Source organism: Trebonia sp. (assembly GCF_030042015.1).
Classification (GTDB): Bacteria; Actinomycetota; Actinomycetes; order Streptosporangiales; family Streptosporangiaceae; genus Trebonia.
In genome coordinates, this window is record NZ_JASIAL010000356.1 from 1 (window position 1) to 12,109 (window position 12,109).

A 12,109-nucleotide genomic window follows, 5' to 3' on the forward strand; every position below is an offset into this window, starting at 1 on the left:
CGGCCCCCTGCCGCCCCGCTCACACGGCCCCCACACATACGTCTTCCAGCTCTTCGCCCTCGACCAGGCCACCGGCCTGCCAGCCAGCTTCACCCTCGAAGACACGCTCGCCGCCATCAAAGGCCACGTCCTCGGCCGCGCCCGGCTGGACGGAACATACGAAATCCGCTAGCACCCGCAGTCCAGCCCGGCGGGCCCGTCAGCCTAAGCACGCGGCCAGCAGTGCGGCGAGGTTCGCCGGGCAGTTAAGCGAGCGGCCGGTCAATATAACCGCTTCTGCCCAGGCCGTCCATGGCCTCGCGTGCTCCTGCCCGTGGCCCGCGCGAGTTCCCGGACTCCAAGCGCAGCAGAGCAGGAAATCCTCAGATCGCGTTCGCCAGCGCATATCCGCTGGTCAGCGGTACTTTGACTCGTGCAGAGGGAGAGAGGCCTGTAAAGCCGTCGGCTTCGCCTACGCAGGTTCAAACCCTCCACCTGCCACCGCCAAATACCCAGGCCAGACTCGTTTGCGGGGTTCTTTGCGCCGCTTCAGACGGCGTGTCAAGGGTCTGCGCTATGCGATGCGGGAAGCGGTGCACCTCCTGCGGCCAGCCGACCGCGGCCGCGATCCGGCCGGCCCAATACCGCGCCTCGGCATCGCCGCGCACATCCACGACCGCGAAACCGCTGAGGTGCTCCCCGGTCTCGGCGAACGGCCCGTCGGTGAAGACGGGCGAGCCGCTGCCCGGGTCGACGCTGCACACGACGGTCGACGCGTCCAGACCGCCGTCGCTGAAGACGAACACTCCGGCGGCCGTCATCTCCTCGATCACGGCCCTGGCGGTCGCGGCCCTCTCGCGCAGCTCCTCCAGCGTGAGCTCGGGCGCTCACTCGTCGTTGAAGGCGATCAGGTACAGCGCCATCTCAAGCTCCTCTGCTCACGGGCAGCAGACGGCCGAACCGCATTTCACCGAGCATGCCGCACGAAACGCACGCCTGCCGAATTGCACTCATTCGGCACGCCGGCGACGAACCGGATCTCAGGACGATTTCGGCGTCTCGAAGGACCTGGGGTGACCAGGCGCCGCCGCGTCAGGTGACGGCTGACGCCCGGCCGGTGAGACTTGCCTGGGCGGGGGCGGCACGTCGGGCTGGTCTTTGCGCTGCCTGGGCAGCGCTAGGGCGGGGATGACGGCGATGGCGGTGAGCCCGAGTGACCACCAGAACGCGGTTCCGAACGCGGTCGCCTGGCCGGCGAGGCCATGGGCGCCGAGGGCATGGAGCTGGGTTGACAGGATCATGGCCAGGATGGCGGTGCCGAACGAGCCGCCGACCTGCTGCGCGATCCGGGTGACAGTGCTGGCGTGGGGTACCTGGCCGGGCCGGAGCCCGAGGTACGCGGCGGCCATGACGGGGATCGTCACGGCACCGAGGCCGGCGCCGCGCACGACGAGGCTGAGCCCCAGGAGGATCTCGTTGGTGTGGACGCCGACCTGGGTGTAGGCGGCCGTGCCGGCCGCGGTGAGCACGACGCCGGCGAGCACGATCGGGCGCGCTCCGATGCGGTCCGTGAGCGAGCCTGCCTTGCTCCTGGTGAGCAGCATCCCGAGGCCCTGTGGCGCGAGCAGGAGACCGGCGAAAAGCGCGCTCTGGCCCCGCACCTGCTGATAGTAGAGCGGCAGGAGCAGCAGCGCCCCGAAGACACCGAAGCCGGACAGGAACATCAGCGAGGTCGCGGCCGAGAAGGAGCGCACCTTGAACAGGCGCAGGTCCACCAGCGGCGGCCGGCGGGTGCGCAGCGCGTGGAACACGAAGGCGCCGAGCAGGACCAGGCCGGCCGCGAGCGGCGCGACCACTGCGGTGTAGCCGAAACCTCCCTTGATGCCTATCTCGGTGACCGCGTAGAGAATCGCGGCGAGGCCGGGCGAGAGCAGCACCAGGCCGGTGACGTCGAGGTACGCCCCCTTGCGGGGGATGCTGCGCTTCAGGCCGCGCCACGCCAGCACGAGGCCGGCGACGGAGAACGGCACGTTTACCCAGAAGATCCACCGCCACGACAGGTGGCTGACGATCAGGCCGCCGACGACTGGCCCCACGATCGGCCCGAACAGCGTGGGAAGACTGATCAGCGCCATGATCCGCCCGAGCTTGCGTCCGCCGGCCGCCTCGACCAGCAAGTTCTGCAGGATGGGCAGCATGAGGCCGCCGCCGATGCCCTGCAGCACCCGGAAAGCGATCAGCGCGGCTATGTCCCACGCCGCGCTCGACAAGATCGAACCGACCATGAACAGCGCCAGCGCTCCCATCCACACCTGCTTGGCGCCGAAGCGCTCGCTGGCCCATCCGGAGACCGGGACGACCATCCCGAGTGCGAGAACATAGCCGCTGATTGTCCACTGACCATTCGACACCGATGTGTGCAGGCCGCTGGCCAGGACATCGATCGCCACGTTGACGATGGTCGAGTCGAACACGACCATCACCACTCCGACCAACAGGACCACGGCCAGCTTGACGAACGCCGGGTCCAGGGGTTCGCTGTCGTTCGGCTTAGCCACGAGCGCCTTCCATATAAGATACAATCATGACTCTTAGATCACGATACCGCGATCTCGTAAGATACACAAGTGACTCTTAAGGAGCGCTGATGGCAGCGGAGGCAACCGCGGCCGGCCGACCCGGGCCGGGAAGGAACCCAGGCCCGGCGACGCGCCGCCGGGGAGCCGAACTCGAAGCCGCGCTACTGGACGCCGCCTGGAGCGAGCTGGCCGCGGTGGGGTACGGCGCGTTCACGATGGACGGCGTCGCCGCCCGGGCCAAGACCAGCCGGGCCGTGCTGTACCGGCGATGGCCGAACCGTCCCGAGCTCGCGCTCGCGGCCATGCGGCAGCACACGAAGCTCGCGCCCACCGAGATTCCCGACACCGGAACACTCCGGGAGGACGTCCTGGCGCTGCTGCGGCACATCTCCGCACGAGGCGGCGAGGTCGCCGCCGTCTTCAGCTTCCTGCTCGGCGACTACTTCAACGAGACCGGAGTGCCCCCGGCGGTCCTGCGAGAACGAGCGCTCGCCGGACAGCCAACCGTGATGCAGGCCATCCTGGACCGCGCTGCCGCACGCGGCGAGATCGACCCCGATCGCATCAGCCCCCGCCTCGCAGCGCTCCCCATCGATCTCGTGCGCCACGACCTCATCATGAACCGCTCTCCCGTGCCCGACCCGGACCTGATCGAGATCGTGGACGACCTCTTCCTGCCTCTCCTCGGCGCCGGCCCTCGATGCCACGCACACGAGCAGCACGGCAACGGTCAGTGAATGCAGGATCAGCCGAACCTGAACCGGCCCGCCGGGGCAGTCGCGCGGCCCTGCGGGCTGCCTAGCACGCGGGAGATTCCCCGTGTCGTGGCCTGCAGGTGTGCGAGCCTCGGACCATACGGCTCGGTGATCGGCAGGATCAGCGAGAGCGCGGCCGCGACCGCGCCGGCGGGACCGTAGATGGGCGCGGCCACCGACCGGAACTCGCCTCGAATTGACGTGACCGCGTATCCGGACCGGCGGATCTCCGCCAGGGTGGCGCGCAGCTCCCGATCGGTGACCGGGGGATGCCAGTCCGGCACCGCCAGCGGTCCCGCGAGCGCCGCCTCCTGGACATCTGACGGCGCGTACGCGAGCAGCACAAGCCCGATCGCCGTGGCGTGCAGCTCGTAGCGCGCGCCCACCTGAGCCCGGTCGGCGGCCGTCTCCTGGCTGGTGAACCGCTCGACGAAGAGCACCTGGTCCTTCTCCCTGATGGCCAGGTGCACACCGCGGTGGGTGGTCTCGAACAGGTCTTGCATGAACGGCAGGGCGACCTGCCGCAGGCCCATCGACCGGGGCGTGACGGCGGCGAGCTCCCACAGCCGCAGCCCGATCTGGTAACCGCCGGACGGCGACCGTTCAAGCGCGCCCCAGGCGTGCAGCTCGCCGACGATCCGGTGTGCCGTGGTGAGCGGCACCCCGGCCCTGCGGCTGATCTGCGACAGGGTCAGTCCGCCGGGCGCGTCGCTGACGGTGTCCAGTATTCGCAGCGCGCGCCCGAGGACGGACCGCCGCTGGTCCGGCATCGGCGGTCGCTCCTTCCGTTATGCGGAAACACGGGTAGTCATCCAGGCACTCTAGTGCGACCGTGACCGCGAGGACGATGCCGATGCCATCGCGGCGCGGAGGTGCACATGGGAGCCCAGGAGAAGCTACTCAACCCCACCGGCTCAGACAGGAGAGCGGCCGACAGCAGCCTCGCCCCGCGGCCGGCCAGCCTGCGCGGGCTCACCGTCGGCCTGCTTGGCAACACCAAGCCGAACGCCGAGGTGCTGCTGTCGGAGATCGCCAGCGAGCTCAAGGACCGCTATGACGTGGGCGAGTTCCGCTCCTACACCAAGGACTACTTCGGCACCCCGGTCAAGCCCGACCTGCTCGCGCAGATCGTCGCCGAGTGCGACCTCGTGGTCACGGCCGTCGGAGACTGCGGCTCGTGCAGCGCGGCGACCGTCGCGGACGGGATATTGTTCGAACGGGCGGGGGTTCCGGCGGTCAGCATCGTCTCCGACTCGTTCCTGCTGTCCGCGGGCGCGATGGCCCAGATGCAGGGCTTTCCCGGGTTCGAGTTCGCCGCCGTGCACCACCCGGTGGCCAGCCTGGGCGAGGCGGAACTCCGCGACCGCGTGCTGGCCGTGCTGCCAGACGTGCTGCGGATCATCGGCGCGCAACCGTAGCACCGCGGCAAACCGTGGGAGAGACATCAATGAGCACTGTCATCGGTGACCTGTTCGCCGACGCCACGCAGATCCGCGAGGCGATGGAGTACTACGCCAAGCAGGAGTGGACGGACGGGCTGCCGGTCGTGCCGGTCACGGAGTCGTACCTGGCCGAGTTCCTCGGCATGACCGGTCGCGACCCGGACGAGGCCATCTTCGCCGTGCCGCACCTGAACAGGGAGTGCACGGTCAGGCTGGCCGCGATCAACGCGGCGATGGCGGGCTGCCTGCCCGAGTACTTCCCCGTGGTGCTCGCCGCCTGGGACGCGATCGCGAAGGAGCCCTACCCGAAGCGAGGCATCTGGCAGTCCACGACGGGCACCGCGCCGCTGCTCATCGTGAACGGCCCGGTCCGCGGCCGGATCGGCCTGAACAGCAAGGGGAACGTCTTCGGTTCCGGGTTCCGTGCCAACGCGACGATCGGCCGGGCGATCAGGCTCACCGCGATCAACGTCTTCGACCTGCACCCGCACCAGCTCGACCAGGCAACCCAGGGCACGCTTGCCAAGTACTCCGCCTGCATCGCGGAGAACGAGGAGGAGTCCCCGTGGGCGCCGCTGCACGTCGAGTACGGCTTCGCAGCCGAGGAAAGCACGGTGACCGCGCTCGTCGTCAGGTCCTGCCTGCACATCGAGGCCAGGCACACCCGGGTGCCCGAGCAGCTGGCGCTTGACTTCGCGAACACCATCAAGCGGACCGGCGCGCTGATCCACGAGACGAGCAGCGCGCTCGTCGTGCTGGGTCCCGAGCACGCGCAGGCGTTCGCCGAGGCCGGCTGGTCCAAGGACGACGTGCGGCAGGCGATCTATGACAGAGCCGTGAACTCCCGCGCCGACCTCGTGGCCGTCGGGAAGGAGGCGATCTCCAGGCACACCCGCTGGCGGGTGCCGGGCGACCACCCGGACGCCATACCCGACCAGGCCAGCCAAGGCGACACCCTCGACCTGGTTCCCGCGCTGATCTCGCCGAGCGCGATCCTGCTCGCGGTCGCCGGCGCGAACAACGCCGGCGTGTCCACGGTCATCGAGACCTTCGGCGTGCGCGGCGACACGCCCTCGTCCATCGCGCGGGTGGCAGAACCCGGCCGATAGCCGGCGCGAGCCCGTCTGGATAGGCCGATCAGCCGGTGTTCACCGCGGTGAGCCGCGCCTGCCGGCCGGACGCGTCCTGCACCGGGCAGGTCAGGGAGGTTCCGTCGTGCGAGAACTCCGACAGGATCTGGTACGCGGTCGCATGCGCGCGGTTCACGTAGCCGAGAACCTTCTGGCTGCCAGGAACCGGTCCGGGGCGGCCGGCGCAGGCGGCGCCGGCACGGGCGAGTCAGGGGTCAGGGAAAGCTCGCGGACCGCGCCGGCGGACACTTCGAGCTCAGGGCGATCCCCGACTGCCCGACTCCCCGGCGACGGTCGTGTCCCGGTGCAGGATCGGGTTCCCCCCAAGCCGCCGCAGCGCGAATGGCGGTGGATCCGGCATGGCTCAGGCAGCTCCCGCCGTACTACGCTATCCCGTTCCCGGCGGAGGGGCCGCGGGGCCGCGGCCGTTGTCGCTCAGCCGGCGGCGCATGCCAGGCGACCCACCGGGGTATCTTCCATGGCGCAACGGGGGGAGAGAACGCAATGAGCAGCAAGCCTAGCATCGTGCTCGTCCATGGGTTTTGGGGTGGCGCGGCCCACTGGGCCAAGGTCATCGTCGAGCTGAACCGGCGGGGTTACGACTCGCTCCACGCGGTGGAGAACCCGTTGACGTCCCTTGCGGACGACGTCGAGCGCACGCGGAAGATGGTCAGGCAGGTGGACGGGCCGGTGCTGCTCGCCGGGCATTCCTATGGCGGGGCGGTGATCACCCAGGCCGGTGACCTCCCGAACGTCGCCGGGCTGGTGTACGTCGCCGCGTTCGCTCCCGACGCCGGCGAGAGCGTGGCCCAGATCGGCGAGTGGCGGGTGGCCCAGGCCGCGGCGGCCGGGAACATCGCGCCCGACTCCGACGGCTTGGTCTGGATCAGGCAGGACAAGTTCGGTGAGAGCTTCTGCCAGGACCTGCCCGCGGACGAGGCGCTGGTGATGGCCGTGACCCAGAAGGCGCCGGCCGGGTCGACGGCCGGGGACACCGTCTCCGACCCGGCGTGGAAGACCAAGCCCACCTGGTATCAGGTGTCGGCGAACGACCGGATGATCCACCCGGACAGCGAGCGCCAGATGGCCGAACGGATGAAGCCGCAGAGCACGATCGAACTTGACGCCAGCCATGCCTCACTGGCCTCACGGCCAGCCGAGATCGCCGACCTGATCGACCAGGCTGCCACCTCGCTGACGTAGCGGCCGCGAAACTGCGGCCCGACGGGCAATGTGCGCGTAAAGCAAGTACCGTAACTTGACATCGTGGGAAGTCAAGGCGGTGCCGCGGGCCCTAGCCGGCGCGCCGTGGCCGAGGGAGTCGGGCGATGACCGCTGACGTTCAGGGCATCCTTCGCCAGACCCGGCTGCTGTCCTCGGTGCCCGCCGGGGACCTCGCCGCGGTCGCAGCGGCATCCCGGCTGCGTACCTTCCGCCGCGGCCAGGTGGTCTTCACCCGGGGCGACCCGGGCGGCACGCTGATCGTGGTCGTCACGGGCCGGGTCAAGGTCGTCGTGCGATCGGCTGACGGCGGCGAGCTGACGCTCACCGTCGTCCACCCCGGCGAGACGATCGGGGACGTCAGCGTCGCCGATGGCGGCCCGCGGTCCGCCGACGCCGAAACCCTGGATCAATGCCAGTTGCTGCTTGTCCCGCGCGAGGCAATCCAGGACATCTGCGCGCGCGAGCCGGCCGCGGCGCTGGCCCTGGCCGACTCCGTCGCCGCCAGCCTCAGGCGCCTCACCGAGGCCGCGTCCGACCTGGTGTTCCTTGACCTGCCACGGCGCGTGGCGAAAGTACTGCTGAGCCTGCCCAGGGATGGCGACGGCACCATCCGGCCCGGCCTTCGCCAGGAAGATCTCGCGCACCAGGTCGGCAGCACCAGGCAGAGCGTCAACGCCGCGCTGAGCGGTTTCCAGCGACGTGGGTGGATCGAGGTCCGCGATCGCACGGTCACCGTGAAACACGTGTCGGCCCTCGACAGGTTCGCCGGCCAATAGGACCGCCGAGCTGCGGCTGGCGGCAGACGGGGCCGGGCCTGGCCAGGACTCTCCTGGCCAGGCCGGACTTCCCCGCGCCGCGGTCGCCGGGGCCCCTATCGCGTGCTGCCCGCCACCGTGGCAGACGGGCGCACTTCGCGGCGAATCTGAACCGCGCGGGGCGGCTTGACGGGCGCGAGCTCGGCGCTGTCGGCCCGCTGTGGACCCCAGGTCGGGTGCCTGAGCACCATGAACATGGGTATTCCGCACCAAGCCGCGAAGAACAATGCCATTGCCGGCACGTTCAGCCAGAACCAAGACATCGAAGCCTCCTCAGGTACCTGGTTCCGCCAGTCCGGCGACGGCCGCCGGATCCCCCGGGCGGGCCGGCGATCCACCGCCGGCCATCGGAACCAACTGCCCTCAGCATCGCGTCATGGCACGCCACGGTCAGTCAGCCGGCCGACACCGCTGCTGTCAGCTTGCCGACATCCCGCGCGGCGCGTTGCGGGCGGCGCCGTCAGGAAAGCACGCGGCGCCGGAAGTTGCGCAGCCCGATGGTAAGGAACAGCACGCAGAACCCGGCCACCACCGGGTAGATGACGTACAGGTGCATATGCGGGGCGTTGGTGAACGCGGCTCGCATGCCCTCGTTCACGTAGATCAGCGGGTTGATCAGCACGATCGTCTGCAGCCAGTGCCAGCCGCCAAGCGTCACCGGGGCGAGCTTGGTCCACGAGTAGTAGGTGCCGCCGAGGAACGTGATCGGCAGGATGATGAAGCCGAACATCAGCCCGATGTTCCTCGGCTCGAAGCTGGTGCCGAGGACCAGGCCGAGCCCGGCCATCGCGATGCAGGCCAGCGGCACGAGCGTCAGGATCACCCACCAGTGCAGGTTCAGCTGCGCCTGGACCCCCGGCGCGTGCACGACCGAGGCGATCGGCAGCACGATGATCGCGGACAGCACGCCCTGGGCGGCACCAGAGAGCACCTTGGCGATCGCCACCAGCCAGATCGGGCAAGGCGCCTGCACGCGGTCCTCGATCTCCCTGGTGAAGCCGAACTCCTGGGCCATGGCCAGCGCGATCGACTGCACGCCCTGGAACATGACCGAGATCCCGACGACCCCGGGAACCAGGATGGTGGCGAATGCCGACTCCTGCACCGTGCCGTGCCCGCCGATGCCCTGCCCGATCTTCGGGAACACGTAAAGGAAGACGAAGCACAGCAGGAACGGCTGGACGAGCGTGCGCAGCACGAACTCCCACAGATGCTTGCGCAGCACCACCAGGTCACGGAGCAGCAGGGCGCCGAGCGCGATCCGGCTGGCCGCGGCCACCGAGCGGGGCGGGCCGCCGCCTATTCGCCCGGCCGGGGCGCCAGGGGCCGGGGTCTGCGAGGTTACTGAGACGGTCATTCCTCCCGTAGCTCCCTTCCGGTCAGGTTGATGAACACGGTCTCCAGGGTGGGCTCGGCGACCGACACGTCGATGAGATCGAAGCCGCCGTGCTCGGCCGCCAGGACGATGCGCGGGACCAGCCCGTTACCGCCCTGCACGTGCAGTTCGAGCCTGCCGTCCGCCGCCCGCGTCCTGGCGACACCCGCCACGTCCCTGGTCAGCACCTCGGCAAGGCCGTCCACCTGGCCCCTGGCCCGCACCGTGACGATCGTGTCGGCGCCGACGGTCTGCTTGAGCGCGGCCGGCGTGTCGAGCGCGAGAATCCGGCCGTGGTCCATGATGGCGACCCGCTCGCAGAGCCGGTCAGCCTCCTCCATGTAATGGGTGGTGAGCATGATCGTCTGGCCGTCGCGGTGCAGTTCGCCGAGCAGGTCCCACAGCGCGAGCCTGCTCTGCGGGTCAAGGCCGGCCGTGGGCTCGTCAAGGAACAGCACCGAGGGGCGGTGGAAGATGGCCCGGGCTACCATGAGCCGCTGCGCCATGCCACCGGACAGCGCGTACACCGACGCCTTCGCCCACTTGGACAGCTGGAACCGCTCGAGCAGGTCGTCGGCGATCTTCCTGGATTCCTTCGCCTTGATGCCGAACAGCCGGCCGTGGAAATAGAGGTTCTCCCAGACAGTGAGCTGACGGTCCAGGGTGTTCTCCTGCGAGACGATCCCGCTCAGCTGCTTGGCCAGCGCGGGGTGGGTTTTGACGTCCACCCCGGCGATGAGGGCGCGGCCCGACGTGGGGACCACACGGGTCGTCAGCATGCCGGCGGTCGTCGTCTTGCCCGCGCCGTTCGGTCCGAGCAGGCCGAAGATCTCCCCGGCCCGGACATCGAGGTTGAGCTTGTCCACGGCCGCGAAGTCCGTCCCCGGGTAGACCTTGGTCAAGTCCTCGGTGTGGATGACCGCGCCTGGCTCGCCGCCGGATACCCCGGCCGAGCTCTGCGGCGATCCAACAGTGCTCATAGAACATCCAGCCTAGGGGCTGCCGGCGGGAGGAACTGGCCGGGCCCATCGCCGGTAGCCGGCGGACCCCGATGGCGGCGGATTTCCTCACCTGCGAGGGCCCCCCTTCACATGATCTCCACGCGCCCGGCAGCCGGTCTACACAGCCAGTTGCTTGGCTGCGATGGTGAGCGCGGCCCGAGTCCGCGGCGAGGGGTTGCGGCGCGTCGAGGCCGGCTTGCAGGGAGGGGCAATGAGCAAGCCAGCGATCGACCAGCTGCGCGAGCGGATTCGGGCCGCGGTCATCACCGCCGGGGATCCGGGCTACGACGAAGCCCGCGCCGTGCACAACGGCATGTTCGACAAGCACCCGTCGGCCCTGATCCTCGCCGAGCAGGTGGCCGACGTGATCGCCGGGGTCAATTTCGCCCGCGACGCGGGGCTGGAGCTGGCGGTACGCGGTGGGGGGCACAGCGTGCCAGGGTTCAGCACCACCGACGGAGGCGTGGTGATCGATCTAGCCCGGATGCGCGGCGTCCACGTCGACCCAGCCGCCCGCACGGCACGGGTGTGGGGCGGGGCCACCTGGGGTGACTTCAACTACGCGGCGCACGCGTACGGGCTGGCGACCACGGGCGGCATCATCTCCACTACCGGCGTCGCGGGCCTCACGCTCGGCGGCGGCATCGGCTACCTGGCCCGGTCGTACGGCCTGTCGATCGACAACCTGCGGTCGGCCGACGTGGTGACCGCCGACGGCCGCGCGCTGGTGGCGAGCGAGAAGGAGAACACCGACCTGTTCTGGGCGCTCCGCGGCGGCGGCGGGAACTTCGGGGTGGTGACCTCGTTCGAGTTCGAGCTGCACCCCGTGGCGGACATCTATGCCGGGATCTTCCTTTACGAGCTCGACTACGCAGCTGACCTGCTGCGTTTCTTCCGCGACTTCATTCAAGGCGCGCCGGAGGCCTACGGGGCCTTCCCCGCCTTCCAGGTCGCCCCGCCGCTGGAGTTCATCCCGGCCAATCGGGTGGGCGACACGTTCTGCGCCGCGATCGTGTGCTGGTCCGGCGGGGTCGATCAGGGCGCCAGGGCCATGGAGCCGTTCCGCGACGTCGCCCCGGTCACGGCGGAGCTGGCCGCGCCGATGCCGTACCCCGCCCTCAACGCCGCGTTCGACGCGCTGTACCCCAAGGGCATGCGCAACTACTGGAAGGGCAGCTTCGTCACCGCGCTGCCGGACGCCGCCATAGCGGAGCACGTCACGCACGGCGCCGCCGTTCCCGACGTCAGCGCCACCATGCACCTGTACCCGATCAACGGCGCCTGCCACCGGGTAGGCCCCGACGAGACCGCCTTCGCCTACCGCGATGCCACGTTCGCCCAGGTGATCGTGGCCGCATGGAACGACAAGGCCTTGGACGCCGACCGCATCGGCTGGGTGCGCGGTTACCATCAGGCCCTGGCGCCGTACCTCGAGGCAGGCGGCTACGTCAACTTCATGTCCCACGATGACGACGCTCGGGTGACGGACAACTACCGGGGACACTACCGCAGGCTCGCGGAAATCAAGCGCAGCTACGACCCGGGCAACCTGTTCCGGCTGAACCAGAACATCCGGCCGGCCGGGTGAGCGCGCTCACGGACGGCGGGGCAGCGGCCGGCGGGCGCACAACCGGCTGGGCGCGAGGCGGCACACCGACCCACGCCGCGAAAGCGCCTCGCGTTCCGGCCCGCCTCAGCTGCCCAGGATCTTCGCCTTCTGGGCCTGGAACTCCTCATCGGTGAGAATGCCCTGCGACTTCAGCTCCGCGAGTTCCCTGAGCTGGGTGACGGTGTCGGTCGCGGGCGCCG

Annotated in this window: 14 protein-coding genes; 7 read left to right on the forward strand and 7 right to left on the reverse strand. The window is 69.7% G+C overall.

Translation table 11 applies throughout. The annotated features are described in order from the left end of the window. Window positions 1–7: 7 nt before the first annotated feature. Window positions 8–172, forward strand: a complete 165-nt coding sequence (locus tag Q1N79_RS30750; RefSeq protein ID WP_367185106.1) for a YbhB/YbcL family Raf kinase inhibitor-like protein — start codon at window positions 8–10, stop codon at window positions 170–172. 289 nt (window positions 173–461) lie between these two features. Here the strand turns inward: Q1N79_RS30750 and Q1N79_RS19285 are convergent, their stop codons facing one another. Beyond that, on the reverse strand, window positions 462–851 hold the full coding sequence (locus Q1N79_RS19285) for a YciI family protein (protein ID WP_367185107.1): 390 nt from the start codon (window positions 849–851) through the stop codon (window positions 462–464). Window positions 852–1,019: 168 nt separating this feature from the next. Continuing rightward, window positions 1,020–2,537, reverse strand: coding sequence for an MDR family MFS transporter (locus Q1N79_RS19290; protein WP_300610855.1), 1,518 nt, complete (start codon window positions 2,535–2,537; stop codon window positions 1,020–1,022). Window positions 2,538–2,626: 89 nt separating this feature from the next. Between Q1N79_RS19290 and Q1N79_RS19295 the strand changes: the two genes are divergently transcribed. Continuing rightward, the gene (locus Q1N79_RS19295; protein WP_300610857.1) at window positions 2,627–3,295 is read left to right on the forward strand and encodes a TetR/AcrR family transcriptional regulator; all 669 of its coding nucleotides are present in this window, start codon (window positions 2,627–2,629) and stop codon (window positions 3,293–3,295) included. A gap of 8 nt (window positions 3,296–3,303) precedes the next feature. Here Q1N79_RS19295 and Q1N79_RS19300 read toward each other — a convergent pair whose 3' ends face one another. Next, window positions 3,304–4,083: an IclR family transcriptional regulator gene (locus Q1N79_RS19300; protein WP_300610859.1), complete on the reverse strand. Its 780-nt coding sequence runs from the start codon at window positions 4,081–4,083 to the stop codon at window positions 3,304–3,306. A gap of 108 nt (window positions 4,084–4,191) precedes the next feature. Here Q1N79_RS19300 and Q1N79_RS19305 point away from each other — a divergent pair, with 108 nt between their 5' ends. Continuing rightward, window positions 4,192–4,731: a UGSC family (seleno)protein gene (locus Q1N79_RS19305; protein ID WP_300610861.1), complete on the forward strand. Its 540-nt coding sequence runs from the start codon at window positions 4,192–4,194 to the stop codon at window positions 4,729–4,731. Window positions 4,732–4,760: 29 nt separating this feature from the next. Next, window positions 4,761–5,864 carry a hypothetical protein gene (locus tag Q1N79_RS19310; RefSeq protein WP_300610863.1) on the forward strand — a complete coding sequence of 368 codons (1,104 nt, stop codon included), beginning with the start codon at window positions 4,761–4,763 and terminating at the stop codon, window positions 5,862–5,864. 28 nt (window positions 5,865–5,892) lie between these two features. On the opposite strand, the gene Q1N79_RS19315 is transcribed toward Q1N79_RS19310, so the two are convergent. Continuing rightward, window positions 5,893–6,021 (reverse strand): hypothetical protein, encoded by a 129-nt coding sequence (locus Q1N79_RS19315; protein WP_300610865.1) that lies wholly within the window; start codon window positions 6,019–6,021, stop codon window positions 5,893–5,895. Between the two features lie 368 nt (window positions 6,022–6,389). On the opposite strand from Q1N79_RS19315, the gene Q1N79_RS19320 reads away from it, so the two are divergent. Together Q1N79_RS19320 and Q1N79_RS19325 are read left to right on the forward strand one after the other, a co-directional pair. Next, on the forward strand, window positions 6,390–7,088 hold the full coding sequence (locus Q1N79_RS19320; protein ID WP_300610867.1) for an alpha/beta hydrolase: 699 nt from the start codon (window positions 6,390–6,392) through the stop codon (window positions 7,086–7,088). A 125-nt stretch (window positions 7,089–7,213) separates the two neighbouring features. Further along, entirely contained in the window at window positions 7,214–7,885 is a 672-nt protein-coding gene (locus tag Q1N79_RS19325) for a Crp/Fnr family transcriptional regulator (protein ID WP_300610869.1), read from the forward strand. 499 nt (window positions 7,886–8,384) lie between these two features. Here the strand turns inward: Q1N79_RS19325 and Q1N79_RS19330 are convergent, their stop codons facing one another. Together Q1N79_RS19330 and Q1N79_RS19335 are read right to left on the reverse strand one after the other, a co-directional pair. After that, window positions 8,385–9,281, reverse strand: coding sequence for an ABC transporter permease (locus tag Q1N79_RS19330; RefSeq protein WP_300610871.1), 897 nt, complete (start codon window positions 9,279–9,281; stop codon window positions 8,385–8,387). Beyond that, window positions 9,278–10,279 (reverse strand): ATP-binding cassette domain-containing protein, encoded by a 1,002-nt coding sequence (locus tag Q1N79_RS19335; protein WP_300610872.1) that lies wholly within the window; start codon window positions 10,277–10,279, stop codon window positions 9,278–9,280. The genes Q1N79_RS19330 and Q1N79_RS19335 overlap by 4 nt, the downstream gene beginning before the upstream one ends. A 232-nt stretch (window positions 10,280–10,511) precedes the next feature. Here Q1N79_RS19335 and Q1N79_RS19340 point away from each other — a divergent pair, with 232 nt between their 5' ends. After that, complete coding sequence (locus tag Q1N79_RS19340) at window positions 10,512–11,888, forward strand: FAD-binding oxidoreductase (RefSeq protein WP_300610873.1); 1,377 nt, start codon at window positions 10,512–10,514, stop codon at window positions 11,886–11,888. 105 nt (window positions 11,889–11,993) lie between these two features. On the opposite strand, the gene Q1N79_RS30755 is transcribed toward Q1N79_RS19340, so the two are convergent. After that, the coding region (locus Q1N79_RS30755) for an SHOCT domain-containing protein (RefSeq protein WP_367185108.1) at window positions 11,994–12,109 on the reverse strand (116 nt) is incomplete at its 5' end.

Coding starts and splice junctions, on each gene's coding strand:
- Q1N79_RS19305 (WP_300610861.1), top strand. CDS start 4,192: ATGGGAGCCCAGGAGAAGCTACTCAACCCCACCGGCTCAGACAGGAGA.
- Q1N79_RS19295 (WP_300610857.1), top strand. CDS start 2,627: ATGGCAGCGGAGGCAACCGCGGCCGGCCGACCCGGGCCGGGAAGGAAC.
- Q1N79_RS19325 (WP_300610869.1), top strand. CDS start 7,214: ATGACCGCTGACGTTCAGGGCATCCTTCGCCAGACCCGGCTGCTGTCC.
- Q1N79_RS19335 (WP_300610872.1), bottom strand. CDS start 10,279: ATGAGCACTGTTGGATCGCCGCAGAGCTCGGCCGGGGTATCCGGCGGC.
- Q1N79_RS19300 (WP_300610859.1), bottom strand. CDS start 4,083: ATGCCGGACCAGCGGCGGTCCGTCCTCGGGCGCGCGCTGCGAATACTG.
- Q1N79_RS19310 (WP_300610863.1), top strand. CDS start 4,761: ATGAGCACTGTCATCGGTGACCTGTTCGCCGACGCCACGCAGATCCGC.
- Q1N79_RS19330 (WP_300610871.1), bottom strand. CDS start 9,281: ATGACCGTCTCAGTAACCTCGCAGACCCCGGCCCCTGGCGCCCCGGCC.
- Q1N79_RS19340 (WP_300610873.1), top strand. CDS start 10,512: ATGAGCAAGCCAGCGATCGACCAGCTGCGCGAGCGGATTCGGGCCGCG.
- Q1N79_RS19320 (WP_300610867.1), top strand. CDS start 6,390: ATGAGCAGCAAGCCTAGCATCGTGCTCGTCCATGGGTTTTGGGGTGGC.